21 protein-coding genes are annotated in these 23,845 nt (G+C 71.9%); 5 read left to right on the top strand and 16 right to left on the bottom strand.

What is annotated here, in order from left to right:
* Positions 1-10: 10 nt before the first annotated feature.
* From ACZ5WC_RS17030 to ACZ5WC_RS17020, 3 genes are read right to left on the bottom strand one after another with little or no spacing between them, the layout of a single operon-like run.
* Positions 11-799 carry an energy-coupling factor ABC transporter ATP-binding protein gene (locus ACZ5WC_RS17030; protein ID WP_468541529.1) on the bottom strand — a complete coding sequence of 263 codons (789 nt, stop codon included), beginning with the start codon at positions 797-799 and terminating at the stop codon, positions 11-13.
* Entirely contained in the window at positions 787-1,548 is a 762-nt protein-coding gene (cbiQ, locus tag ACZ5WC_RS17025) for a cobalt ECF transporter T component CbiQ (protein ID WP_468541528.1), read from the bottom strand. The genes ACZ5WC_RS17030 and cbiQ overlap by 13 nt, the downstream gene beginning before the upstream one ends.
* A 1-nt stretch (position 1,549) precedes the next feature.
* Positions 1,550-2,617: an energy-coupling factor ABC transporter permease gene (locus tag ACZ5WC_RS17020; RefSeq protein WP_468541527.1), complete on the bottom strand. Its 1,068-nt coding sequence runs from the start codon at positions 2,615-2,617 to the stop codon at positions 1,550-1,552.
* 239 nt (positions 2,618-2,856) lie between these two features.
* Between ACZ5WC_RS17020 and ACZ5WC_RS17015 the strand changes: the two genes are divergently transcribed.
* Complete coding sequence (locus ACZ5WC_RS17015; RefSeq protein WP_468541526.1) at positions 2,857-3,273, top strand: SsgA family sporulation/cell division regulator; 417 nt, start codon at positions 2,857-2,859, stop codon at positions 3,271-3,273.
* A 180-nt stretch (positions 3,274-3,453) separates the two neighbouring features.
* Here ACZ5WC_RS17015 and ACZ5WC_RS17010 read toward each other — a convergent pair whose 3' ends face one another.
* Together ACZ5WC_RS17010 and ACZ5WC_RS17005 are read right to left on the bottom strand one after the other, a co-directional pair.
* Positions 3,454-5,691, bottom strand: a complete 2,238-nt coding sequence (locus ACZ5WC_RS17010; protein ID WP_468541525.1) for an MMPL family transporter — start codon at positions 5,689-5,691, stop codon at positions 3,454-3,456.
* 123 nt (positions 5,692-5,814) lie between these two features.
* Entirely contained in the window at positions 5,815-6,387 is a 573-nt protein-coding gene (locus ACZ5WC_RS17005) for a TetR/AcrR family transcriptional regulator (protein ID WP_468541524.1), read from the bottom strand.
* A 185-nt stretch (positions 6,388-6,572) separates the two neighbouring features.
* On the opposite strand from ACZ5WC_RS17005, the gene ACZ5WC_RS17000 reads away from it, so the two are divergent.
* A complete protein-coding gene (locus tag ACZ5WC_RS17000) occupies positions 6,573-10,001 on the top strand; it encodes a S41 family peptidase (protein WP_468541523.1) in 3,429 nt (1,142 codons plus the stop codon).
* Between the two features lie 21 nt (positions 10,002-10,022).
* Here ACZ5WC_RS17000 and ACZ5WC_RS16995 read toward each other — a convergent pair whose 3' ends face one another.
* From ACZ5WC_RS16995 to ACZ5WC_RS16965, 7 genes are all read right to left on the bottom strand, one after another.
* Entirely contained in the window at positions 10,023-10,361 is a 339-nt protein-coding gene (locus ACZ5WC_RS16995) for a hypothetical protein (protein WP_053560862.1), read from the bottom strand.
* Positions 10,358-10,855, bottom strand: coding sequence for a DUF6232 family protein (locus ACZ5WC_RS16990; protein WP_468541522.1), 498 nt, complete (start codon positions 10,853-10,855; stop codon positions 10,358-10,360). The genes ACZ5WC_RS16995 and ACZ5WC_RS16990 overlap by 4 nt, the downstream gene beginning before the upstream one ends.
* Positions 10,856-10,979: 124 nt before the next feature.
* The gene (locus tag ACZ5WC_RS16985) at positions 10,980-12,461 is read right to left on the bottom strand and encodes a glycosyltransferase family 39 protein (protein WP_468541687.1); all 1,482 of its coding nucleotides are present in this window, start codon (positions 12,459-12,461) and stop codon (positions 10,980-10,982) included.
* A 319-nt stretch (positions 12,462-12,780) separates the two neighbouring features.
* On the bottom strand, positions 12,781-12,975 hold the full coding sequence (locus ACZ5WC_RS16980) for a hypothetical protein (protein WP_468541521.1): 195 nt from the start codon (positions 12,973-12,975) through the stop codon (positions 12,781-12,783).
* A 110-nt stretch (positions 12,976-13,085) separates the two neighbouring features.
* The gene (locus ACZ5WC_RS16975; RefSeq protein WP_468541520.1) at positions 13,086-13,979 is read right to left on the bottom strand and encodes an SDR family oxidoreductase; all 894 of its coding nucleotides are present in this window, start codon (positions 13,977-13,979) and stop codon (positions 13,086-13,088) included.
* Positions 13,976-14,914 (bottom strand): alpha/beta fold hydrolase, encoded by a 939-nt coding sequence (locus ACZ5WC_RS16970; protein ID WP_468541519.1) that lies wholly within the window; start codon positions 14,912-14,914, stop codon positions 13,976-13,978. The genes ACZ5WC_RS16975 and ACZ5WC_RS16970 overlap by 4 nt, the downstream gene beginning before the upstream one ends.
* Positions 14,911-16,530 (bottom strand): flavin-containing monooxygenase, encoded by a 1,620-nt coding sequence (locus ACZ5WC_RS16965; RefSeq protein WP_468541518.1) that lies wholly within the window; start codon positions 16,528-16,530, stop codon positions 14,911-14,913. The genes ACZ5WC_RS16970 and ACZ5WC_RS16965 overlap by 4 nt, the downstream gene beginning before the upstream one ends.
* A gap of 168 nt (positions 16,531-16,698) precedes the next feature.
* Between ACZ5WC_RS16965 and ACZ5WC_RS16960 the strand changes: the two genes are divergently transcribed.
* Positions 16,699-17,343: a MerR family transcriptional regulator gene (locus ACZ5WC_RS16960; RefSeq protein WP_468541686.1), complete on the top strand. Its 645-nt coding sequence runs from the start codon at positions 16,699-16,701 to the stop codon at positions 17,341-17,343.
* Positions 17,344-17,358: 15 nt separating this feature from the next.
* On the opposite strand, the gene ACZ5WC_RS16955 is transcribed toward ACZ5WC_RS16960, so the two are convergent.
* Positions 17,359-18,174: an exodeoxyribonuclease III gene (locus ACZ5WC_RS16955; protein WP_468541517.1), complete on the bottom strand. Its 816-nt coding sequence runs from the start codon at positions 18,172-18,174 to the stop codon at positions 17,359-17,361.
* A 50-nt stretch (positions 18,175-18,224) separates the two neighbouring features.
* On the opposite strand from ACZ5WC_RS16955, the gene ACZ5WC_RS16950 reads away from it, so the two are divergent.
* Positions 18,225-18,713 (top strand): GNAT family N-acetyltransferase, encoded by a 489-nt coding sequence (locus ACZ5WC_RS16950; protein ID WP_468541516.1) that lies wholly within the window; start codon positions 18,225-18,227, stop codon positions 18,711-18,713.
* Between the two features lie 40 nt (positions 18,714-18,753).
* Here ACZ5WC_RS16950 and ACZ5WC_RS16945 read toward each other — a convergent pair whose 3' ends face one another.
* Together ACZ5WC_RS16945 and ACZ5WC_RS16940 are read right to left on the bottom strand one after the other, a co-directional pair.
* Positions 18,754-19,248, bottom strand: a complete 495-nt coding sequence (locus tag ACZ5WC_RS16945) for a GNAT family N-acetyltransferase (protein ID WP_468541515.1) — start codon at positions 19,246-19,248, stop codon at positions 18,754-18,756.
* Positions 19,249-19,302: 54 nt separating this feature from the next.
* The gene (locus ACZ5WC_RS16940) at positions 19,303-20,841 is read right to left on the bottom strand and encodes a sigma-70 family RNA polymerase sigma factor (protein ID WP_468541514.1); all 1,539 of its coding nucleotides are present in this window, start codon (positions 20,839-20,841) and stop codon (positions 19,303-19,305) included.
* Between the two features lie 139 nt (positions 20,842-20,980).
* Between ACZ5WC_RS16940 and ACZ5WC_RS16935 the strand changes: the two genes are divergently transcribed.
* Positions 20,981-22,231 carry a helix-turn-helix domain-containing protein gene (locus ACZ5WC_RS16935; protein ID WP_468541513.1) on the top strand — a complete coding sequence of 417 codons (1,251 nt, stop codon included), beginning with the start codon at positions 20,981-20,983 and terminating at the stop codon, positions 22,229-22,231.
* A 45-nt stretch (positions 22,232-22,276) separates the two neighbouring features.
* Here the strand turns inward: ACZ5WC_RS16935 and ACZ5WC_RS16930 are convergent, their stop codons facing one another.
* Entirely contained in the window at positions 22,277-23,485 is a 1,209-nt protein-coding gene (locus ACZ5WC_RS16930; RefSeq protein WP_468541512.1) for a S1 family peptidase, read from the bottom strand.
* Positions 23,486-23,845: the final 360 nt, after the last annotated feature.

Raw genomic sequence — 23,845 nt, 5'->3', positions numbered from 1 at the left:
CACGGTCCGTTCACGGAGACGGAACGGTCACGGAACGCGGGTCGAAGCCGAACGGGAGCTCCAGCCGGTGCGCACGCATCAACTCCGCGTCGCAGAGGAGGTCCTGTGTACGGTCGTCGGCGGCGATGACGCCCTCGCTGAGGACGACCGCGCGCGGGCAGAGCTCCAGGGCGTACGGCAGGTCGTGGGTGACCATGAGCACGGTGACGTCCAAGGAGCGCAGGATGTCGGCCAGTTCGCGGCGGGAGGCCGGGTCCAGGTTGGACGAGGGCTCGTCCAGGACCAGGATCTCCGGCTCCATCGCGAGGACGGTGGCCACCGCGACGCGGCGGCGCTGCCCGAAGGAGAGGTGGTGCGGCGGGCGGCCCGCGTACTCGTCCATGCCTACCTGCTTCAGGGCCCGCACGACCCGCTCCTCCAGCTCGGGGCCGCCCAGTCCGGCGGAGGCGGGACCGAAGGCGACGTCCTCGCGGACGGTGGGCATGAACAGCTGGTCGTCCGGGTCCTGGAAGACGATGCCGACCCGGCGGCGGATCTCGGCCAGATGCCGTTTGCCGACGGGGAGCCCGGCGACCCGGACCGTGCCGGAGCCCGCCTCCAGGATGCCGTTGAGGTGCAGGACGAGGGTGGTCTTGCCGGCGCCGTTGGGGCCGAGGACCGCGACGCGTTCGCCGCGCGCGACGGTGAGGTTCACCCCGAAGAGGGCCTGGTGGCCGTCGGGGTAGGCGTAGGCGAGGCCGCTGACGTCGAGCGAGAGCGGCGGCTCCTGGGCTGCGGAGGATGACGTCACAGGGTCCATCCCAGCAGACAGACCGCGAGGGCGAGTACGGGAAGGGCCGCCGCGTAGGCCCACTGGGTGCGGGTGGCCGTCGCCTGGTCGATGACCGGCATCGTGCCCCGGTAGCCCCGGCTGACCATCGCGAGGTGGACGCGCTCGCCGCGCTCGTACGAGCGGATGAACAGGGCTCCCGCCGAGGCGGCCAGCACCCGCCACTGGCGTACCCCGTGTGCCTCGAAGCCCCGGGAGCGGCGGGCGATCGACATGCGCCGCATCTCGTCGGTGATGACGTCCCCGTACCGGATCATGAACGAGGCGATCTGGACGAGCAGCGGGGGCAGCTTCAGGCGCTGGAGGCCGAGGAGTATGGAACGCAGTTCGGTGGTGGCGGCCAGGATCACCGAGGCGGCGACGCCGAGGGTGGCCTTGGCGAGCACGTTCCAGGCGCCCCAGAGGCCGGGGACGCTGACCTGGACGCCGAGGACCTCGGTCTGCTCGCCGGGCACCACGAACGGCATGAGCAGCGCGAACGCGACGAACGGCACCTCGATGACGAGCCGTTTCAGCAGGAAGGCGGCGGGGACGCGAGCCAGGGCGGCGACGGCGGCCAGCAGCGCCGCGTACAGGCCGAAGGCCCACATCGCCTCGCGCGGGGTGGAGACGACGACGAGCACGAAGCCGAAGACGGCGGCCAGCTTGCAGTGCGGGGGCAGCCGGTGGACCGGCGAGTGTCCGTGACGGTAGAGCTTGTGGGCGTGGCCCGCTCCCATGTCAGGCGTTCTCGTGGTCGCGCGGGGCGGTACGGGGTCCGCTTTGCTCGTCGTCCTTGCGGCGGCGGACCGCCCAGAAGACGCCCGTGCCGACGACGACGGTGGCGCTGACGCCGATCACCCCGGCGAGGCCGCCGGAGAGCCGGGCGTTCGCGATGTCGCCGACCCCGTATTCGGCGAGCGGGGAGTCGGCGGCGCCGTGCTCCTCGGCCTTCTCGTCGATGCCCTTGTCGGCGGCGACCCGCTCCAGGCCGTCCGGGTCGGCGGAGGCGTAGAAGGAGACGACCCCGGCGAGGAGGAAGGCGGAGACCAGGCCGGTGGTCCAGAACCCCCGGGTGGACCGGGCGGGGGCGGGCTCCGGCTCCCGGGTGGCGGCCGGGGCGTCGACCAGTTCGCCGTCGACCCGGAGCTTGAGGGGCGCGGCGGGGCCCTGGACGCCGTGGACGAGGTCGGGGCGTACGGCGAGGACGGCGCCGACGGTCAGCGCGGTGATGACCGCTTCGCCTATGCCGATCAGGACGTGCACCCCGATCATGGCCGTGAAGACCGTGCCGATCGGGATGTCGGTGGTGCCGCCGATCCAGTAGAGCAGCGTGAACGCGGCGGCCGAGGCGGGCACGGAGACCAGGGCGGCGACGAACGCCGAGGCGGTCGCGGACCGGCGGGTGCGCGGCAGGAGGCCGGTCAGCAGCCGGAACAGCGCATACGCGACGACGACGGTGACCACGCCCATGACGGTGATGTTCACGCCGAGCGCGGTGAGACCGCCGTCTGCGAAGAAGATGCCCTGCATCAGCAGCACCACGGCCAGGCACAGGACCGCCGTACAGGGCCCGACCAGGATCGCGGCCAGCGCCCCTCCCATCAGGTGGCCGCTGGTACCGGCGGCCACCGGGAAGTTCAGCATCTGTACGGCGAAGATGAACGCGGCCACCAGCCCGGCGAGCGGCGCCGTGCGCTCGTCCAGTTCCCGGCGCGCGCCGCGGAGGCTGACGGCGACCGCCCCGGCGGCGAACACCCCGGCGGCCACGGAGACAGGTGCATCGATGAATCCATCGGGTACATGCATGGGAGGCTCCGCTTCCTGCGGGTCCGCGCGGCCTCCGCGCCCGTGCGGACGCGGTCCTGCGGGCGGGGTCATGAACCCATCAATAATAGTGCTCTCCTGCGAACCATGCGCAAGAGCGGGACCCCGGCAGTATCGCGAACGGCGCCCACCGGGCCGCCTTCTCGGGATACCCGCCGCGCCACTCCCGCGAAATATGGGACATTAGAGGGCAGAGAGATACATATAGGAGGAGCCGGCCCATGTCCCCTGTGATCGAAGAACATGCACGCGCCCGGCTCATCACGGACGGCCCCCTCACCCGCCCGGTCCCCGTCGAACTGCGCTACGACGCGGCCGACGACCCGCGCACCGTCCACATCACCCTGCCCGGCGGCACCGACTGGGCGTTCGGCCGCGACCTCCTGGAGCGCGGCCTGCGCACCCCGATCGAGCGCGGGGCCGTCCGGGTCTGGCCCTGCGGCCGTACGCAGCTGATCGTGGAGCTGCACTCGACGGACGGCGTCGAGGTGTTCCAGTTCGAGATCCGGACGCTGACCCGCTTTCTCGCCCGGACTCGCGCACAGGCACCGGCCACGCCGCCGGACGGCACCGGGGAGGCGCGCCCGCCGGCCCGCACCACCCGCCCGGAGCGGGGCACCCAGCCGGCCCGCGGCTGAGGCGGCCACCGCGGGAAAGCCCCGGGGAAAGCCCCGGGCCACCACGAGAAAAGCCCCCGTGCGCGTGTCGCACGGGGGCTTTCTCTCTGCGCCCGGCCCCCCGTCCCCACAGGCGGCGGGCGCTTCCGGGGCCGCGCTCCGCTCGGACGCGGCCCCGGGGCTCGATGAATCCGGGCGGGGTCAGACGCGGGCGAGCTCGCGGTCGCTGCCGCCCTCTCCCGGCCCCTGCGGGGAACCGGACTCGTCGGTGAGCTGCTTCTGGAGCTTCTCGCCCTCCACGTCCACGTTGGGCAGGACCCGGTCCAGCCAGCGCGGCAGCCACCAGGCCCGCTTGCCGAGCAGGGCCAGCACGGCGGGCACGATCGCCATCCGCACCACGAAGGCGTCGAAGAGGACGGCGACGGCCAGCGAGAAGCCGATCATCTTGACCATCTGCTCGGAGGAGCCGATGAAGCCCGCGAAGACGGCCATCATGATCACGGCCGCCGCCGTGACCACCCGGGCGCCGTGCTTGAAGCCCGTCACGATGGCCTGCCCCGGGCTCTCGCCGTGGACGAACGCCTCGCGCATCCGGGTGACGAGGAAGACCTCGTAGTCCATCGCCAGACCGAAGACCACACCGACCATGAAGATCGGCATCATGCTCATGATCGGACCGGTCTGCTCGACCCCGAAGAGCGAGCCGAGCCAGCCCCACTGGAAGACCGCGACGACCGCGCCGAGGGCGGCGACCACCGAGAGCAGGAAGCCGAGGGCCGCCTTCAGCGGTACCAGGACCGAGCGGAAGACCAGCATGAGCAGCAGGAAGGCGAGGCCCACGACGAGCGCCAGGTAGGGCAGCAGCGCGTCGTTCATCTTCTGCGAGAAGTCGATGTTCATCGCGGTGGCGCCGGTGACCAGGACCTCGGCCCTGGTGTCGGCCTTGACGTCCTCACCCGCGTCGCGGATGGCGTGGACGACGTTCTCCGTCTCGACGGAGGACGGCCGGTCCTTCGGGATGACCACGATCGTCGCGGTGTCACCGGCCTTGTTGAACTCGGCCGGGGCGACGGCGACCACGCCGATGGACTTGATCTCCTCGGAGACCCGCGCCACCGCGGCCTCGCCGTCCGCGCTGTTCTTGGTGTCGACGACCGTGACCAGCGGCCCGTTGAACCCGGGGCCGAAGCCGTCCGAGAGCATGTCGTACGCCTGGCGCTGCGTGGTCGACTTCGGCTGGGCGCCGTCGTCGGGCAGGCCCATCTCCAGCGAGGCGGCCGGTACGGCGATGACGCCGAGGCCGAGGACGCCGACCAGCATGACCCAGACCGGCTTGCGCAGCACGAACCGCGCCCAGCGGGTGCCCATGTTCGGCTTGGCCTTGCCGAGGTCGGCGTTGCCCGCCGACTCGGCGGCCCTGCGTGCCTTGCGGCCCATGACCCGCTTGCCCGCGAAGCCCAGCAGGGCCGGGACGAGGGTGAGGGCGATGACGACGGCGATGGCGACCGTTCCGGCGGCGGCGAAGCCCATCTTCGTCAGCATCGGGATGTTGACGACGGCGAGGCCGACCAGGGCGATGACCACGGTCAGGCCCGCGAAGACGACCGCAGACCCGGCCGTTCCGACGGCCCGCCCGGCGGCTTCCTCGCGCTCCTTGCCCTCGGCCAGTTCGGCGCGGTAGCGGGAGACGATGAACAGCGCGTAGTCGATGCCGACCGCGAGGCCGATCATCATGGCGAGCGTCGAGGTGGTGGAGCCCAGGTCCAGGACGTTGGCCAGGGCGGTGATGAGCGAGACCCCGATGCCGACCCCGATGAGGGCGGTCACCAGCGGCAGCCCGGCGGCGATCAGCGAGCCGAAGGTGATGACCAGGACCACGGCGGCGATACCGACACCGATGATCTCGGCGGCCCCGCTGTGCGGCATGACCTGGAGCGCGTCACCGCCGATCTCCACCTTCATGTCACTCTTCTGCGCGTCCTTGCCCACGCCTTCCAGGGCGTCCCGGGTCGCGTCGGTCAGCTCCATGGAGTTGACCTTGTAGGCGACCGAGATGTACGCCGTCGAACCGTCCCGGCTCACGGCCTTCGCCTGGAACGGGTCGGCGACCGAGGCGATCTGGTCCGAGCCGGACTGGAGATCCTTGACGAAGCCGGTGATCTCGCGCTTGTTGCCGGCGTCGGTCACCTTCTCGCCCGAGGGGGCCTTGAAGACGACCCGGGCGGTGGCGCCGTCGGCGCTGGAGCCGGGGTTGCGCTGTTCCAGCAGGTCGAAGGCGCGCTGCGCCTCCGTACCCGGAATGGAGAAGGAGCTGGAGGTGGCGGTGGACGCGGAGGCCGCACCGAATCCGGCGAGCGCCAGCAGCGCCACCCATATCAGGGCGACGAAGCGGCGGCGGCGGAAGGCGAGCCGTCCGAGCTTGTAGAGGAAAGTGGCCACGGGGGCGTACTCCCGGTCAGGTCGTGTGTCTGGAAAACGGGCAGAGGAAACCAGCCCGACGACGAGAGCGGCGTGTCAGGTGGGGCGGGTCGGGGAGAGGGCCGTACGAAGGGGACGGGGACGTCAGACGCCGAGGGCGGGGAGAACCACGGAGTCCACGTAATCGATGAGGAACGCCTGGTCGACAGGCTGGTCCTCGATCAGCTGCCGGGCGGCCAGCGCGCCGACCAGCATGTGCGGGACGTACTTCAGCGCCGGATTGTCCGAGCGCAGTTCACCCCGGTCCACGGCCCGTTGCAGCAGCTGGTCGAGGCCGGTCATCTCCGGTTCGATCAGCAGCTCGCGCAGGGCCTGGTGCAGCTCGGAGTACTCGTGGACGGCATGGCTCAGACCCCGCATCAGCGCGGCGTCCTTCTCCATCTGGCAGTCGTCGGTCCGGCTCAGCGCGGCGTGGAAGTCGCCGCGCAGCGAACCGGTGTCGATCTCGGCGAGGTTCACCGGCTTGTTGTGCCGCAGCGCCTTCACGACCAGCTCGGGCTTGGAGCCCCACTGGCGGTAGAGCGTGGCCTTGCTCGACCGGGTGCGGGCGGCGACGGCGTCCATGGTCAGGGCGTCGTAGCCGACCTCGCGGAGCAGGTCGAGAACGGCCTCGTACAGCTCGCCCTCACGCTCGGGAGTCAGCCTGGTGCGTGCCATGTGCCGACCTCCTTCGCCGTATCGCTCTTCGCGGTCCCGCAGCCTCGCTCAGCCTCGCCCGGGAATCGAACGAAACTGTTTCGTACACCTGAACCGTACCCCCACCACCCAGCGAAACGAAATCGTTTCGCTTGTGTGCTGCACCACAAGTTGCCCCGGGCCCTTCGCGCGGAAAGCATTGGGGGGTGAGTGACGACGTCGCGTATCTCCGTTTCCCGCACCTCCACCAGGACTTGCTGTGCTTCGCGGCCGAGGACGACCTCTGGGTCGCGCCCCTCGCCGCCGCGGGGCACCGGCCGGGCCGGGCCTGGCGGGTGACCGTCGACCGGACCCGGGTCAGCCATCCGCGCTTCTCGCCCGACGGCACCTCCATCGCCTACACGACCTGGCGCACGCTGGACCCCGAGATCCACCTCGCCCCGGTCGACGGCGGCCCGGCCCGCCGCCTGACCTACTGGGGCTCGACCGACGCCCGGGTCTGCGGCTGGAGCCCCGACCCCGGCGCCACCTCGCAGATCCTCGCCGTGTCCTCGCACCAGCAGCCGTTCTCGTACTTCTCCTGGGCCTACAGCGTCCCCACCGACGGCAGTCCGGGCGGCAGACTCCCCTGGGGCCCGGTCTCCGACATCGCGGTCGCCGACGTCGACGGCGAGCGCCGCACCCTGCTGCTCACCGGCACGCCCCCGCACGAACCGGCCGCCTGGAAGCGCTACCGGGGCGGGGCCATGGGCCGCCTGTGGCTGCACGGCGAACGGCTGCTCCCGGACATCGACGGCCACCTCGCCACCCCGATGTTCGTCGGCCGCCGCATCGCGTTCCTCTCCGACCACGAGGGCGTCGGCAACCTGTACTCCTGCCGGATGGACGGCACCGGTCTGCGCCGCCACACCGACCACGACGCCTACTACGCCCGCAACGCCTCCAGCGACGGCCACCGGGTGATCTACCAGTGCGCCGGGGACCTCTGGCTGGTCGAGGACCTTGAGTCGCCGGACGCCACCCCGCGCAAGCTGGAGGTACGCCTGGGCGGGCCGCGCACCGGCCGCCGCGTCTACCAGGTCTCCGCCGCCAGCAACGTCGACTCGCTGTCCGTCGACGAGACGGGCCGGGCCAGCGCCGTCACCGTACGCGGCAGCCTCTACTGGCTCACCCACCGCGACGGACCCGCCCGCACCATCGCCGACACCCCCGGCGTCCGGGTGCGGCAGCCGGAGATGCTCGGCAGCGGCGGCCGGGTCGCCTATGTGACCGACGCGGAGGGCGCGGACGCGGTCGAGATCGCCCACCTGCCGCGCGCCAGCGGCGACCGCCCCCCGCGCCTGCTGGCCTCCGGGCAGCTGGGCCGGGTGCAGGAGATGGTCTCCGCCCCGGACGGCGAGCGCCTCGCGATCGCCTCGAACGACGGCCGCCTGCTGCTCCTGGACACCGCGGAACCGGAGGCGGAACCGGCGCCCGAGCCCCTGGCGGCAGAGGACGCGGCCGAGGGGACGCCCGAAGAGGCAGCCGCGAAGCCCCCCGGCGGCTCCACCCGCGCCGACCTCTACGCGGCCACGGGCGCGGCGGCCCCGGCGAGCGTGCCGGTCGACGAGCACCCGGGGCTCACCGAGGTGATCCGCTCGGTGAACGGCCCGGTCCGCGATCTGGCCTTCTCCCCCGACGGGGCCTGGCTGACCTGGTCGCACCCGGGAGTCGGCCGCTCGCTGCGGCAGATCAAACTCGCCCGGATCTCCGGCCCCGGCGCCCCGGTGATCGTGGACGTCACCAACGGCCGCTTCGAGGACGAGAACCCGGTCTTCACGGAGGACGGCCGCTATCTGGCGTTCCTGTCCTGGCGCGGCTTCGACCCGGTCTACGACGTGCACACCGGCGATCTGTCCTTCCCGCTCGGCTGCCGCCCGTACCTGGTCCCGCTCTCCTCGGCCACGCCCTCCCCCTTCGCCCTCTCCCCGGACGGGCGCCCCGCGGCCGGCGGCCTGGACCCGGTGGACGTGCCGGACGGAGGTACGTCGGAGGGGTCGCCGGTGATGGTGGAGTTCGAGGGCCTGGAGAACCGGGTGACACCGTTCCCGGTCTCCGCCTCGAAGTACTCGGCGCTGGCCCCGGTGACCGGCGGCGGTCTGGTCTGGCTGCGCTGGCCGATCTCCGGTGCGCTGGGCGAGACGTTCGCGAACCCGGCCGACATGTCCGGGCGGCCGACCCTGGAGCACTTCAACATCGCGAAGGCCCGCAAGACGGAACTGGTCGACCACCTCGACTGGTTCGCGGTCAGCGGCGACTCGTCCCGGCTCGTGGTGATGGACGACGGCGAGCTGCGTGCCGTACCGGCGACCGAGCCGGGCGACACCGACTCCACGGTCTACCTGGACCTGCGCCGCATCCTGCACGAGGTCGACCCGGGGGCGGAGTGGCGGCAGGCGTACGGGGAGGCGGGCCGGATCATCCGCTCCTTCTTCTGGGAGCCGGACATGTGCGGCATCGACTGGGACGGGGTGCTGGACCAGTACCGCCCGCTGGTCGAACGGGTCGCGTCCCCCGACGAGTTCGCGGACCTGCTGCGCGAGGTGCTGGGCGAGCTGGGCACCTCGCACGCCTACGTCTCCCCCGCCCGCCGCAACGAGGGCCCGCCGCACTACCAGCGGGCGATCGGCCTGCTCGGCGCCAACCTGGTCTGCCGGGACGGCTCCTGGACCGTCCAGCGCATCCTGCCCGGCGACTCCTCCGACTCCAAGGCGCGGTCACCACTGGCGGGTACGGGGATCAGGGAGGGCGCGGTCCTCACCCATGTGGACGGCCGCCCGGTGGACCCGGTGGCGGGCCCGTACCCGCTGCTGACCGCGGCAGGCGGCACCACGGTGGAGCTGACGTTCGCCCCGGCGGGCGGAGGCCCCTCCCGCCGGGTGGCGATCATGCCCCTGGTGGACGAGCGGCCGCTGCGCTACCAGGACTGGGTGGCCAAACGCCGCGATGTCGTCAGGGAGTTGAGCGGCGGCAAGTGCGGCTACCTGCACATCCCGGACATGGGCGGCTCGGGCTGGGCCCAGTTCAACCGGGACCTGCGCCTGGAGGTGTCCCGCCCCGCCCTGATCGTGGACGTCCGGGGCAACGCGGGCGGCCACATCAGCGAGCTGGTCGTGGAGAACCTCACCCGCAAGATCCTCGGCTGGGACCTGACCCGCAACGCCCAGGCGGTCAGCTACGCCTCCAACGCCCCGCGCGGCCCGGTCGTCGCCCTGGCCGACGAGGCGACCTCCTCCGACGGCGACATGATCACCGCCGCGTTCCGGCTGCTGAAGCTGGGCCCGGTGGTGGGCCAGCGGACGTGGGGCGGGGTGGTCGGCATGACCGGCCGCCACCGGCTGGGCGACGGCACGGTGATCACGGTCCCGATGAACGCCGCCTGGTTCGACACCTACGGCTGGTCGGTGGAGAACCACGGCGTGGAACCGGACGTGAAGGCGCTGCGCACCCCTCTGGACTGGGCGGAGGGCCGGTACGCCGTCCTCGACGACGCGGTCCGCCTCGCCCTCGACCTCCTGGCCGCCCACCCGGCCTCGACCCCGCCCTCGTACGACACCGCCCCGGATCTGCGGAGGCCACCGTTGCCGCCGCGTTGAAAGGGCGTCGGGCAGCAGGCGTCAGGCCGTCAGCAGGCTCCTGACCGCGGCGACCACGGGCGCCCCGGACTCCACCAGGCTCGCGATCCCGTTGATCTGCTGGAGAAGCCTCCGGAAGCGGCCCGGCTCCGGATTCGGGCCGAGCGCGCCGATCTCCCCGACCGCCTCGTCCAGTCCCGACCGGTCCTCGTCGCTCAGTCGCGGCTTCAGCTCTTCGATCCGGGCCAGAAGTTCCGCCAGCTTGCGCTCGGTCGATGCAGAGGGCCCCGCCCCACCGCCCGCGACGATGTCGCCGGACCCATGGTGCTCGGCCTTGCCGATGTTGTGGTTCCCGTACTGATGAAAGACGTCCCCGCTCATCGCCCACCAACGCTTCCCGACCCACCGTGCTGGATCTTGCCTGTGTTGTGGTTCCCGTACTGGTTGATCACGTCACCCTGAACCGCATGCTCCACGTTGAAGACGACCTGAGCCGTGTCGGGCTGGCCGAGAGCAGTGGTGACCTCGGTCAGAAGATGGCTGATCTCGCCTTCCCGCGTCGACCAGACCGCGTCGAACTGTGTGCCCGAGGTGTTGAGGATCAGTCCGTACAACGGCGGCTTCCGCAGATCGCCGACGAGCCCCCAGACGATGAGCCCCTCCACCACCACCAGGATGATCGGGCCGACCGTGTCGAAGATGAGGGCGATGATGCCGCCTACGATCAGCCAGGCGAAGGAGAGGGTGAAGAATCCCTTCCACGCCTTTCCCAGGTCGACCGTGAGCACCCGCTGCGCCACATGGGAGATGTTCCGCAGCGGATACGCCTCACCGCCGACCCACAACATCCCCCCGTTTACCTTGACTTGGACCATGGAGCGATCCCCCTCCCCCTGACTTCCCGCACCCTCTGATTGTTCCTCAGAAGTGGTGTCCGCGCACCCCTGATCTCCGCACTGTGATCCAGGACAAGCTTTGGGAGAAGGCGGCGGCGCTGACTCAACGCGCCGTCGCACGCCGCTCGTAGACCGTCACCCGGCGGCCTCGGACCTGGCCGTCGGCGGTGATGCGGAAGTGGTCGCGCAGCACGGAGCGCTTCATCCTGTCGCGCGCGGTGGCGGGCGGGCGGGAGACGCCGGGGGCGTCCGTCACCAGGAGGATGCGGCGGTGGGTGAGCATCGCCGACCGTATGCGGGCCGGTTCGGCCTCCACGCCCTTCAAGGTGCCGGACCGCTCCGGGCTCCGGGCCAGCGCTGTGTCCTCCAGGCCGGAGAAGGCGTCCGGGGAGACCAGCCGGGTGTCCCGCCGGGCCGACGGGAAGAAGAGCACCGCGTCCCCGGGTTTCTTCAGCCGCCGTACGTCGTCGGCCACCGCGAGGACGTCGTCCACCCGGCTCGCCGGGGACCGCTTGGCGAGCGACTGCGGGAACAGGGCCACCGCCGCCACGGCGACGACCGCCGGAAGGAGCCACCAGCCCGCTCGCGGGAGCCTGCGGGACACCGTCCGGACCGCCGCGCCGATCGCCGCACCGATCAGCAGCGCCAGGCCCAGCAGGCTGAAGAGGACATACCGGTCCAGGAACAGCGGCTGGATCAGGGAGAGCCCGACGAGACCGAGCTGCGGCACCGCGAGCAGCGGCACTCCGACGGCCGCCGCCGACAGCCCGTCCGGCCGGTACGGGGACCGCCTCTCCAGCAGTGCGCCCGCCCCGCCGACGGCCAGCAGGACCGCCGGGCCGATCAGCATGTGCCAGGTCAGCGGCGGTATCCACGACACCTGCGCGGACTGGCTCCGGCTGAACAGGACCAGGGGGAGCACACAGGCCACGGCGGCCACGGCGGCGGCCGTCCAACGTCGCCCGAGCCCGCCGAGGTCATGGCGCCTCCCGAGCCCGCCGGGTCCATCGAGGTCACGGACCCTCCGGCTGAGCAGCAGCGTCAGCAGATGGGCCGGAAGGATCATGAGCGAGAGCCAGTTCAGCAGGCCGCACAGCGCGACCGTACCGCTGTACGCGATCCAGTGCACCGCCCTCCCCCGCCCCTCCAGCAGGGTGACCAGCAGCAGGGTGGAGATCCCGGCCCCGGCCGCCACCAGCGCGTAGGGCCGCCCCTCCTGGAGGTAGAACTGCACGGCCGGGAGCAGCCCGAGGGCCAGCCCGCCCCCCAGCCCCGCCCACGGTCCGGCCAGCCGGTGGCCGAGGGCCGCCACACAGGCGGCCGCCACCGCCATGGCCAGCACCGAGGGAAGCCGCAGGACGGCGGTGCTCGGCCCGAACAGCTCGAACAGTCCGTGCATCAGCAGGTAGTAGAGCCCGTGCACGACATCGACGTTCCCGAGCATGCCCCATATGTCCGCCGTGGAGCGCCGGGCCACCTGCCAGGTCGCAGCCTCGTCCCGCCACACACTGTCCTGCCGCGACAGGCCCCACAGACCGAGCGCGAGCGTCCAGAGCGCCGGAACCGACCGGACGAGAAAGCGGATACGCCTCGGGGCGGCGGGGGATGCCGGGGACGCGGTTCCGCTCCCCGGGGAACAGGGCGCCGAACGCGCTATGTGCGCTGTGGACACGAAGAAAGGCTCCCCCGAGCGGCTGTCGTGCAGGGCGGTCATCAGAGGCGCGAAAGCCCCTCACCGAACATGCATCCTACGCACCGCCGTACGGCGCGCGGTCGACAGCGCGGGCCCGGTACGGCCCGAACACAACACGGAGGAGGCGCACCCGGTCACCCGGATGCGCCTCCCGACGTAACGCGTACGCACGCGCACAGCGCAGCGCGCACGCGTCACACCTCAGCGACCGTCAACGGTCAAAGCGCTCGCGCGCCTGGTCCGACGCGTCCTGAGCACGGTCCTGGACGTCGTCCCGGCCCTGCCGAGCCCGCTCCTGGCCCTGCCGGCCGCGCTCCTGGGCCTGGTCCTTGGCCTGACCGGCCTTCTGCTTGGCCTGGTCGGCGAGCTCCTGCGCCTTGTCCTTGAACTGGTCTGCGATACCCATGCTGTTCACTCCTGTGGGATGCGTGCGTACGTGGGGGGATGGCCCCCTGCGGGGCCTCGCTCAGCGTTGCACGACCCGACATCTCGCGCATTTCGGACAGCTACCTTCCGTTACGTACGGTCAGCACGCTCCGCACGCGCGTCCTGGTCCGCCGCGCCGCCAGCCCCGACCAGCCCTTTCGAAACGCCGTGGAGCCGGGGCTCGAAGCGCCGCATCTCGCGCGGCCCGCCCAGCGCGATGACGGAGGGCAGATAGCCGCGCACCGACTGCATCCCGCGCAGCCACCCCTGGGCGTACACATGCGCGGAGCGCCGCGCGATCCCGTCCACGATCCGTTCGACGGCCGGGCCGAGCGGATACGTACGGTTCATGGGCCACGGCAGCCGCTGGCGCAGCTCGCGCATCACGTCGTCCTGGTCCGCGCCGCGCACCATGTCGGTGTCGGTCCAGGAGAGGTAACCGACGCCCACCCGGACGCCCTTGTGGGCGACCTCCGCCCGCAGACTGTGCGCGAAGGCCTCGACGCCCGACTTGGACGCGCAGTACGCGGTCATCATCGGGGCCGGGGTGATCGCGGCCAGCGACGCGATCTGGAGGAAGTAGCCGCGGCTCTCCATCAGCACCGGCAGGAAGGCCCGCCCGGTGACCGCGCCGCCGATGAGGTTCACCTCGATGACCCGCCGCCAGGCGTCCGGGTCGGAGTCGGCGAACGGGCCGCCCGCGGCGACGCCCGCGTTGGCGACGACGACGTCGACCTTCCCGAAGCGCTCCTTGACCTCACGGGCCACCTGCGCCATCGCCTCGTGGTCGGTGACGTCGGCGAACCAGTGGCCGCTCTCGCCGTGCAGCCGCTCGGAGACCTGCTTCAGCGCGTCGGGCTCCAGACCGACCAGCGCGAGGGTCGCACCGCGCGCGGACAGCTTGCGGGCCAGCAGCTCGCCCACGCCCCGGGCCGCGCCGGTGACGACGACGACCTGGCCCTCCAGACTCCGCCTGCTGCTCATGCGACATCCTCCTTCTCGGCCGTGGCGGCCGACCGTTCGGTGACGTACCGGGTGACCAGCTCCCTGATTCTCGCCGTGACGGCCTCCGGGGCCTCGACCGGCGTCATGTGTCCCACGCCCGTCAGCTCGGTCAGCCCGAGGCCGAGGGGCAGGGCGGCCGCGATGGCCCGCGCGTGGACCGGCGGGGTCAGCCGGTCGTCCGTACCGGCGATCACCGCGGTCGGCACCCGCAGCTCGCGCACGCCCTCCGCGAGGTCCAGCCGGTCGAGCACGTGCCCCCACTCCACCCTCGCGCGGCGCGGGCAGGCGTGCACGATGCGGGCACAGGCCTCGACCCGCTCCGGAGCCGAACCGGCGCCCATCGTTGCGTACTTGAGGATCTTCTTCGAGACCGGGGTGACCGGCCCGAGCGGCGCCCGCGCCCCCAGTACGGCGCTGGTGAGCCGGGTCCGCAGCGCCCCCGGGCGGATCGGCAGGACGCGGGCCTCGGCGGTCAGCCGCGTACTGCCGGTGGAACACAGCAGGACGGCGGCGGCGTGCGCGCGCAGTCCGGGCCGGGCGGCCGCGGCCATCAGCGTCATCCCGCCCATGGAGTGCCCGGCGAGGACCGCCTTGCGCCCCGGGGCGAGCGTCGCGGCGAGGACCGCTTCGAGGTCGTCGGCCAGCACCTTCGTGCTGTAGCCGCCGGGGCCAGGCGCGGGGGTGAGTCCGTGGCCGCGCTGGTCGTAGGCGATGACCCGGTGGTCGGCGGCCAGGTCCCGGATCTGGGCGTCCCAGAAGCGGGTGTTGCAGGTCCAGCCGTGGGCCAGGACGACGGCCGGGGCGTCCTCGGGACCGTGCAGTTCGACGTGGATGCGCGAGCCGTCGGCGGACCGCGCGGTCAGCTCGGCGGCGGGCACCGGCGGTACGGAGTCGCGGCCCAGGAGGCGGCTCATCGCGCGGCCTCCCCGGCGACGGTCTCCGAAGCGGCCGCGCTCCCCCCTGCCGTCACGGTCTCGCGCTCGGCGCGGCCGGGCTGTTCGGGTACGCGCCCGGCCCCGGCTGCCCGCTGGGCCCCGCCCGTCGTCCCTGCCGTCGTCCCGGCCCGGACGACGTCGTACTCCGCGAGGTCCACCGTCCGCGTCTGCCGCCGGAACTCCCCCGTCGTGCCCGGCCATACCGTCGTGTTGCGGCCCTCGGCGTCCAGGTACCAGCTGGTGCAGCCGCCGGTGTTCCACACGGTGCGCTTCATCCGCTCCTGGACCTTGTGGTTCCACGCGGTGACGGCGGCGGAGCGGGCGCCGAGCGCGGCGCGGCCGCCCAGAACGTTCAACTGGCGCAGGTAGTCGGCCATGTAGTTCAGCTGGGACTCGATCATCAGGATCATCGAGGAGTTCCCGAGACCCGTATTGGGGCCGATGATCGTCATCCAGTTGGGGAACCCGGCGGCGGTCGCGCCGCGCAGCGAGTTCATCCCGTCCTTCCAGGACTCGGCGAGCGTGATGCCCTCCTCGCCGACGACCCGCTCCGCGATCGGCATGTCCGTCACATGGAAGCCGGTGCCGAAGATGATCGCGTCGGCCTCGGCCTCGCTGCCGTCGGCGGCGACGACGGTGGAGCCGCGTATCTCGCTGAGCCCGGAGGCCACGACGTCCACATTGGGCTGGGCGAGCGCCGGGTAGTAGGTGCTGGAGAGCAGGATCCGCTTGCAGCCGATGCGGTAGTCGGGGGTCAGCTTGGCCCGCAGGGCCGGGTCCTTGATGGCCCGCGCCATGTTGGACTTGGCTATCTTCTCCACCAGGCCGAGCTGGTCGGGGTGCTTGGTGAAGGCGCTGACCTGCAACTCCCTTATGCCCCACAGCAGTCCACGGCGCGCTGTGCCGGTGGCGGGGACGGCCCGGTGCAGGGCGCGCTCGGCCTTGCTGATGGTGCGGTCCATGCGGGGCATGACCCAGGGCGGGGTGCGCTGGAAGAGCGTGAGCCTCGCGGTCTTCGGCTGGATCGCCGGGACGATCTGGATGGCGGAGGCGCCCGTTCCGACCATCGCGACGCGCTTGCCGGTCAGGTCGTAGTCGTGGTCCCAGCGCGCGGAGTGGAAGACCTTGCCGGGGAAGGAGTCGAGCCCGGGTATGTCCGGCATCTTGGGGTCGGAGAGCGGCCCGGTGGCGGAGACGACGACATCCGCGCGCAGGGTGGTGCCGTTGGCCGACTCGATCACCCAGTACAGGTTCTCCTTGTCCCAGCTCATCAGCTTCACCTCGTGGTTCAGCCGGATGTGCGGGCGCAGCCCGAAGGTGTCGGCGACCCGCTCCAGATAGGCCCGGATGTGCTCCTGGCCGGAGAAGGTACGCGGCCAGTCGGGGTTGGGCGCGAAGGAGAAGGAGTAGAGGTGGGACGGTACGTCGCAGGCGCAGCCTGGATAGCTGTTGTCGCGCCAGGTGCCGCCCACCGAGTCGGCCCGCTCCAGGACGACGAAATCGGTGATGCCTTCGCGGCGCAGCCGGACGGCGGCCCCCAGGCCCCCGAATCCGGTACCGATCACCGCCACACGTACGTGTTCCTGCTGGGCCATGCTGCCGCCTCCCGCGGTACGTCACACGACTCTGCCAGCAATCACTGGCATTGTTCGGAGAGTAGAGCAGGGTCGTACTGATGGGTAGAGGTCGGACCGAGGAAAGTTACTGGCGGTACAACATAGGGTGCCCCTGTGGCTGAAGGACGCGAGCACCGCGAATACCGCATGGAGGAGCTGGCCGAGGCGGCCGGTATCACCGTGCGGACCCTGCGCTTCTACCGGGAGCGCGGCCTGATCCCGCCACCCCGCCGCGAGGGCCGGATCGCCTGGTACGACGACCACCATCTGGCCCGGCTGCGGACCATCGCGGGCCTGCTGGAGCGCGGCCACACCCTCAACGGCATCGCGGACCTGGCCGCCACCTTCGAGAGCGGCCGGAACGTCGCCGAGGTACTGGGCCTGGGCGAGCCGACCGAGGAGACCCCGGTCCGCCTCACCCCCGAACAGCTCGCCGACTACTTCGAGGGCGAGGTCACCCCGGAGAACCTGGCCGCCGCGCTGGACCTGGGCTATCTCGCCACCGACGGCGACGAGATCGTCCACATCAGCCGCCGCCTCCTGGAGGTCTCGGCGGAGCTCGTACGGGAAGGGGTGCCGCTCGCCACGGTGCTCTCCTCGGGCCGGCGCGTCCGCGAGCACGCGGAGGCGCTCGCCGAGATCTTCGTACGCGTACTGCATGCCCACACCGCGGAGACCGAACCCGCCCAGCTGCGCCCGCTGGCCCGGGCGGTGGTGGACGCGGAGCTGTCCATGGCCCTGGACCGCAGGCTGCGCCGCGAGGACGGCACCCGACCGCCGAAGTCGGACTGAGCCGAGCCGCAGGCGCTACCGCTCGTAGACGACGGTCACCGGCGCATGGTCGCTCCACCGCTCGTCGTGTGTGGCGGCCCGCTCGACCCACGCCTTGACCGCGCGCTCGGCGAGCCCCGGGGTCGCCATCTGATAGTCGATGCGCCAGCCGGAGTCGTTGTCGAAGGCGCGCCCCCGGTAGGACCACCAGCTGTACGGCCCGGCGACGTCCGGGTGCAGCTGCCGTACGACGTCCACGTACGCGGCCTCCTCCAGGACCCGGGTGAGCCAGGCGCGCTCCTCGGGCAGGAAGCCGGAGCTCTTGCGGTTGGCCTTCCAGTTCTTCAGGTCGGCCTCCTGGTGGGCGATGTTCCAGTCACCGCAGACCACGACCTCGCGACCGTCCGCCGCCGCCCGCTCCTTCAGCCCCTGAAGGTAGGGCAGGAAGGCGGCCATGAAGCGCTCCTTCTCGTCCTGCCGCTCGGTGCCGACCTCGCCGGAGGGCAGGTACAGGCTCGCGACGGTCACGCCGGGAAGGTCGATCTCCGCGTACCGGCCGCTCGCGTCGAACTCCTCGGCCCCCGGGGCCCCGAATCCGCCGAAGCCGATCTGGACCCGCTCCGGCGCCTGCCGGGAGTAGAGGGAGACCCCGGCGCGCCCCTTGGCGGCGGCGGGCGCGTGCACGGTGTGCCAGCCCTCGGGGGTGCCCACCCCTTCGGGCAGCTGGGCGAGCTCGGCCCGCACTTCCTGGAGGCAGACCACGTCGGCATCGGTCCCCGCCAGCCACTCGACGAAACCCTTCTTGGCGGCGGCGCGGAGCCCATTAACATTCACGGAGGTCACTGTGAGCATCCCGAAACAGTACCCACTCCACCCCTACGCATAGATGTACGATGCTTAGCATGCTTATACACCCTCGGCCGTTCGACCACCCCGACGCCGTCAAACTCAACGACCAGGTGCAGCTCGAATACGCCGAGCGCTACGGCGACGAGGGCGACGTCACACCGCTCGACCCCTCGATGTTCCTGCCGCCGCACGGTCTGTATCTGCTCGCCTACGACGAGCGGGACCGCCCGGTGGCGACCGGCGGCTGGCGGACCCAGAACCGCAACTCCGAGGGTTACGAGGACGGGGACGCCGAGATAAAGCGGATGTTCGTGATCCCCGAGGGCCGCGGCCGGGGCCTGGCCCGACGGATGCTGGCCGCCCTGGAGGAGGACGCCCGGGCCGCGGGCCGGACCAGGATGGTCCTGGAGACCGGCGACCAGCAGCCCGAGGCCGTCGCGCTGTACACCTCGTGCGGCTACACCGTCTGCGAGGTGAAGTTCGGCCACTACCGGACGTACGACAGCAGCATCTGCATGGCCAAGCCGCTCCAGCGGCCCTGAGCACGACAGGGCGGCCGACGGCTGCTCACGCGCCCGCTGTTCACGCGCCCGCCGGCCCGGTGTCCGCCGGGGGCCCTCCGTCCGCGTCGAGCACCAGGACCACGTGCTCGTTCCCGCCGTGTCGGACCGTGCCGGTCGCCTGGAATCCGCACTTCTCCAGCAGCCGGACCGAGCCGGTGTTCCCGGCGGCGGGGTCCGCGTACAAGGGTCGGGCCTTCTCCCGCTCCAGGAACGCGGCCAGGGCCTCGGTGCCGATGCCCCGCCCCCAGTACGAGCGGCCGAACCAGTAACCGATGAAGCGGCGGTCCCCCTCCCACCAGGCCACGACGTTCCCGGCGGGCTCGCCGTCCACGACGACCGTCTGCACGAAGACCGTGGGGTCCCCCAGGACCTTCGTCGCCCAGTGCGCCATGAAGGCCTCCCTCTCCCGGGGAGGGAACCGCGATCTCCGGACCGCCTCCGGATCATGCTCGTACGCGAGGAACGCTTCCAGATCGGCCTGCTCGACATCCCTGAGCCGCACGGTGGTCTCCATACCGGCCGAGTCTGGCACCCGGCACTGACAACCGGCCCGGATGCCCACCGATGCTCACCGCGGGGTGGCCAGCACCTGGGTCCAGTAGGGGCCGCGCGGGGAGTCGGCGATACCCACGCCCACGTGGACGAAGTCGCAGTTGAAGATGTCGTTGTCGCGGCCCGGGCTGTTGCGCCACTGCTCGACCGCCGCCGCCGGGTCGCTCATGCCGGTGGCTATGGTCTCGCCGACGGCCGACCACTCGTAGCCCACGGTCGTCACCCGGTCGCCCGCGCCCCGGCCCGAGGAGTCGGTGTGGCCGAAGTAGTTCTGTGCGGCCATGTCCTCGGAGTGCCGCTGGGCGACCTCGGTGAGCCGGGGATCGGTACGCAGGTCCGGACAGCCGTTCTCGGCGCGCAGGGTGTTGACCTGGGTGACCACCCGCGCCTCCGGGGCGGGGCGCGGCTCCGGTGGCGTGGGCGAGGCGGCCTGCTTCGGGGCGGCGGGGGGCGGTGTCCGGGAGACGGAGGCAGAGGCGGTGGGACTCGGGGTGGGTGAGGCGGTGGTCGGCGTGGGGACCGGCTCGGCGGGGGCGGCGGCCGGGGGCGGCAGGGGCGCGGGGCTGTGCGTGGCTCCCTCGGCCCGGGGCACGGGCGGAGCGGGCGCGGAGGGCCAGAAGAAGACGGCGAGGGAGGTCACGGCTGCCGCGGCGGCTATGAGCCCCGCCGCTTTCCCGGCCGCGAACACGCCGGAGGAGGCGGAAGCCCCGGCCGAGGCGGCGGGAGCGGCAGGCGCGGCGGAGGACACGGCCGCCGCCGGGACCGCCTGGGTGACGGCCACCGCCGCCTGCTGTCCGGTGTCGTAGATCGGCAGCACCAGCGCGAGACCGGAGAGCAGGCCCTCCGGCGGGACCAGGCCCGCGCTGCCGTCGGAGCAGGAGGCGCAGCCCCGTACATGGCGGGCGATCCGCTTGCGCCACAGGGGCGTCGGCGTACCGTCCCAGTCGCCCAGCAGCTCCGCCAGGGCCGGGCAGCGGGGGTCGGCCGCCAGGGCCCGGACGACGGCGCGGCCGACGTCGAGCTGGTTCTTCACCCGCTGGACGCGTACGGCGGCGTGCTGCGGGGTGAGGCCGAGCGCCTCGGCCAGCTCGGCCCGGGTCAGCTCGCCGGTCGTTTCCAGCCACCACAGGGACAGCACATCGCGCTCGGAGTCGTCCAGCCAGCGGGTCGCCTCGGCCGTCTCGCGTCGCTGGCCGGAGAGTTCGAGGCGCCAGATGGTCAGGTCGACGAAGTCGGCGGCCGGGTCGGCGGGGTCCTCGGTCGCCTCCAGCGGGGCGGGCCGGTGGCCCAGACCGGACCAGCGGGTGCGGACCTGGTTCATGGCGATGGCGACGAGCCAGGAGCGGAAGCGGGCCGGATCGCGCAGGGAGGAAAGGCCGGACAGCGCCCGGAGCATGGTCTCCTGCACGACGTCGTCCACGTCCGGATGGCCGTTCAGCGCGCGACCGACGACGTTGTAGACGAGCGGCAGGTACTGGGCGGCCAGGCGTTCCCCGGCGGCCCGGTCGCCGTTCCTCGCCGCGACGACCAGAGCGGTGCTGTCCACGCCGTTCACGCCCTTCGTTCAATTCGCCACCGGAGTGTGGGACAGGTCACCCCTGGGGGATTTGTTATCCGTCCCCCGTCCGGTGGTCAACCAGTATGCGGGGACACGCAAGCGGACCCGCAGGGAGAGCACCGGAACGGGGAGGGCCATGTCGAGCGGAACGGACACCGACTTCGGACTGCCGGAGGCGGCGGGCGGCGGCACGTCCGGGACCGCCCCCGACGCCGCATCCCGTGCGGCCGGGGCCCCGCAGGCGACCGAGGCCCCGCAGGCCGCCAAGGCCCCACAGGCCGCGCAAGTCGCCCGAGCCCCGCAGATCCCTCAGATCCCGCGGGGCGCTGAGGTCCCGCAGTCCTCCCAGGCCCTGGATGCCGCCGAGGCCCACACCACCGCGGCCCGCACGGGCGAGGTCATCACCGCCTCGGACCTGCACGCGGCGGCCATGGGCGCCGACACCTTCCCCGGGGCCCTGCGGGAGGCGCTGAACCGCCGCGGCCTTTCGCTGGAGCGGGTGAGCGAACGGCTCAGGGTGCGCGGCATCACCATCAGCCAGGCCACCCTCAGCAGCTGGCAGCGCGGCCGTAGCCAGCCCGAACGGGCGCGTTCGCTGCGGGCGGTGGACGTGCTGGAGGAGATCCTGGAGCTGCCCTCCGGGGCCCTGCGCTCGCTGCTCGGCCCGCGCCGCCCCCGTGGCCGGATCACACCGGCCGGCAGTGAGGGCACCACGCTCCAGATCCTCGGCGAGGACTCGGTCGTGGAGAAGGCGCTCGGCGCGCGGTTCCGCCACTTCAACCAGGAGACGGGGGCGCTGATGGTCCACGACGTCGTGACGGTCGGCGAGAGCGGCACGCTGAGCGGAATCGCCACCACCAACGTGCTGCGGGCGAGCCGGGCCGGGGCCGACCGCGCGGTGTTCGTACACAGCTTCGATGACGAGGCCGCCGAGCCCGTCGACATCCGGGTCACCTGCGGACGCCTGGTGGAAGCCACGTACCTGAAGGGGCTCAAGTCCCTGGTCCTGGAGATCCACTTCGGCCGCGAACTGGCCAAACTGGACACGACGGTCGTGAGTTACGCGGTCGAGGTGAGTCCGTCCGAGACACCGGCCACGCACTACGAGCGCTGGACGCGGACGAACCTCCACGAATACCTCCAACAGGTCTTCTTCCACCCCGGCGCCCTGCCGGCGGACTGCCACCGCTACGTCCGGGAGAAGGTCGGGGACCCGCCCCGGGCCAAGCGGCGCATCCCGCTGAACGACACGCACAACGTCCATGTACTGACCTCGCGGTGCAAGCCCGGCGTCCACGGGGTGGCGTGGGACTGCGGCCCCGGAGCGGGAACAACGGGAACGGGAACAGGAACGGGAACGACTGGAACGGGAGACCGCCCAGGATGAGTGGACGGTCTCCCGCGTTCGGGGGGTGGCCTTGGCCGGTCGGGACTACTTGGTGTTGAGGGTCAGCCCGTAGTACGCGAGGGCGTCGTTGAGCGGCTGGAAGTAGGAGGAGCCGGGCGAGTTGACCTGGCCGGTGCAGCGCTGGTTCATCGGTCCGCCGGAGGTGAGGCCCTGGGCCTGGTCCCCGGAGACGTACGCGCCACCGCTGTCCCCGCCCTGCGTGCAGACGCTGGAGCTGGCCAGTCCGGTCACCACGGTGTCCGGGCCGCCGTTCTGGTCGGTGTAGGTGACGCTGACGTTGTACGAGCCGACCTTGCCGCAGGTCCAGCCGGTGGTCTGGCCGGACTTGCACAGCGCCGCTCCGGAGGGGGCCCGCTTGCTGCCCTTGACCGGGACGGTGCCCGCCCTGCCGTAGGTGGTGATGTCGAGGCCGATCGAGTGGCCGGCGTCGACGGTCGCGATGCCCATGTCGACGCTGCGGGTGCCCAGCGCGAACCGGGTGTGGGTGCCCTTGGCGAACCGGGTGCCGTTGTAGGCCAGTGCGGGCAGGTCCTCGATGCAGTGCCCGGCGGTCACGAGCACCTGCCTGCCGCTGCGGTCCTTGGCGCCGTAACCGACGGAGCAGAGGTAGCCGTTGAAGGTCATCCGGCTGCCGGGCGGAACGACGGCCTGGGTCTCCAGCTTCTCCTGCCCCTTGATGACACGTACGGCGTCGCCGTTGCTCTTCGCCGCCTTGAGGAAGCTGCGGGTGGCGGCGTCCGATGCCCCGTTGACCTCGACGGTCACGGTGTCGGACGCGAGGTCGACGGACCACGCCGACACCCCTGCCGGGGCGCTCTTGAGGGCCTTGGCGTCCAGCTGGGCCTTGATGCGGTCGAGCTCATCCTCCCCGCGTTCGGGGACCCGGGCCTTGAGACCCGCCGCCCTGACCTCCTTGGCCGCCCCTGCGTCGGCGGCGTTGACGACCAGGGAACCGTCGGCGGTGAAGAAGGCCCCGAGCGTGTCGACCCGGTCCTTCCTCAGCTCCGCGAACCGGTCCCGCTCCCGGGCCTCCCGGTCCAGCCGCTCGACGGCGGCCTTCTCACTGACACCCAGCGTCTCGGCGAGGGCCTGCACCATCTCCGGCTGATACGCCGGCGCCGAGGGTTCCGCCGCCGTACCGGCGTAGGCCCCTGTGGCGACTCCGGCCGACAGGAGGGCTCCGATGGAGGCGGCCACGATGTACCTGCGCGCGTTCTTCTTTCCGTGCTTCACGGGAATCCTTCCGCTACACGGGCGAGCGTCCAGACAATGGGGGGGTGGCCACACCGCGCTTGGGGACGCGCGATGTGTTCCATGGACACTGCCCGGCGGCGATGACATGTTCCTGTCGCCGCGCCCCGAACTCTGGCGCAGCCGCAACTGCCGGGACAAGGAGCGGAGATGGGGCTCTTTTCTACAGAACTGGCCGAGAACTGTAGAGAGACCGCCCGAAACACGTGGTCAGACCGGCACGGGGCGCAGCCCGCCGCTCCACGCCCATCGCCCTCGCGACCCCGCGGCCTCAAGCGATTACGCGAACGCGGACGTCAACGAAGGCACCGCACAAGATGAATGCAAGGGGGCGGCGCGGGG

It is taken from the genome of Streptomyces sp. NPDC033165 (assembly GCF_055577965.1).
The sequence above is the reverse complement of the archived record's forward strand: the minus strand, read 5'-3'. Positions and strand labels throughout refer to the sequence as shown.

Excerpts from the sequence above, each read along its gene's own strand:
- ACZ5WC_RS17005 (WP_468541524.1), bottom strand. The coding sequence starts at position 6,387 with ATGGCACGCACCAGGCTGACTCCCGAGCGTGAGGGCGAGCTGTACGAG.
- ACZ5WC_RS16935 (WP_468541513.1), top strand. The coding sequence starts at position 20,981 with ATGTCGAGCGGAACGGACACCGACTTCGGACTGCCGGAGGCGGCGGGC.
- ACZ5WC_RS16950 (WP_468541516.1), top strand. The coding sequence starts at position 18,225 with ATGCTTATACACCCTCGGCCGTTCGACCACCCCGACGCCGTCAAACTC.
- ACZ5WC_RS16945 (WP_468541515.1), bottom strand. The coding sequence starts at position 19,248 with ATGGAGACCACCGTGCGGCTCAGGGATGTCGAGCAGGCCGATCTGGAA.
- cbiQ (WP_468541528.1), bottom strand. The coding sequence starts at position 1,548 with ATGGGAGCGGGCCACGCCCACAAGCTCTACCGTCACGGACACTCGCCG.
- ACZ5WC_RS16980 (WP_468541521.1), bottom strand. The coding sequence starts at position 12,975 with ATGGGTATCGCAGACCAGTTCAAGGACAAGGCGCAGGAGCTCGCCGAC.
- ACZ5WC_RS17015 (WP_468541526.1), top strand. The coding sequence starts at position 2,857 with ATGTCCCCTGTGATCGAAGAACATGCACGCGCCCGGCTCATCACGGAC.
- ACZ5WC_RS17020 (WP_468541527.1), bottom strand. The coding sequence starts at position 2,617 with ATGCATGTACCCGATGGATTCATCGATGCACCTGTCTCCGTGGCCGCC.
- ACZ5WC_RS16990 (WP_468541522.1), bottom strand. The coding sequence starts at position 10,855 with ATGGTCCAAGTCAAGGTAAACGGGGGGATGTTGTGGGTCGGCGGTGAG.
- ACZ5WC_RS16975 (WP_468541520.1), bottom strand. The coding sequence starts at position 13,979 with ATGAGCAGCAGGCGGAGTCTGGAGGGCCAGGTCGTCGTCGTCACCGGC.
- ACZ5WC_RS16970 (WP_468541519.1), bottom strand. The coding sequence starts at position 14,914 with ATGAGCCGCCTCCTGGGCCGCGACTCCGTACCGCCGGTGCCCGCCGCC.
- ACZ5WC_RS16955 (WP_468541517.1), bottom strand. The coding sequence starts at position 18,174 with ATGCTCACAGTGACCTCCGTGAATGTTAATGGGCTCCGCGCCGCCGCC.
- ACZ5WC_RS16960 (WP_468541686.1), top strand. The coding sequence starts at position 16,699 with ATGGAGGAGCTGGCCGAGGCGGCCGGTATCACCGTGCGGACCCTGCGC.
- ACZ5WC_RS16965 (WP_468541518.1), bottom strand. The coding sequence starts at position 16,530 with ATGGCCCAGCAGGAACACGTACGTGTGGCGGTGATCGGTACCGGATTC.
- ACZ5WC_RS17030 (WP_468541529.1), bottom strand. The coding sequence starts at position 799 with ATGGACCCTGTGACGTCATCCTCCGCAGCCCAGGAGCCGCCGCTCTCG.
- ACZ5WC_RS16995 (WP_053560862.1), bottom strand. The coding sequence starts at position 10,361 with ATGAGCGGGGACGTCTTTCATCAGTACGGGAACCACAACATCGGCAAG.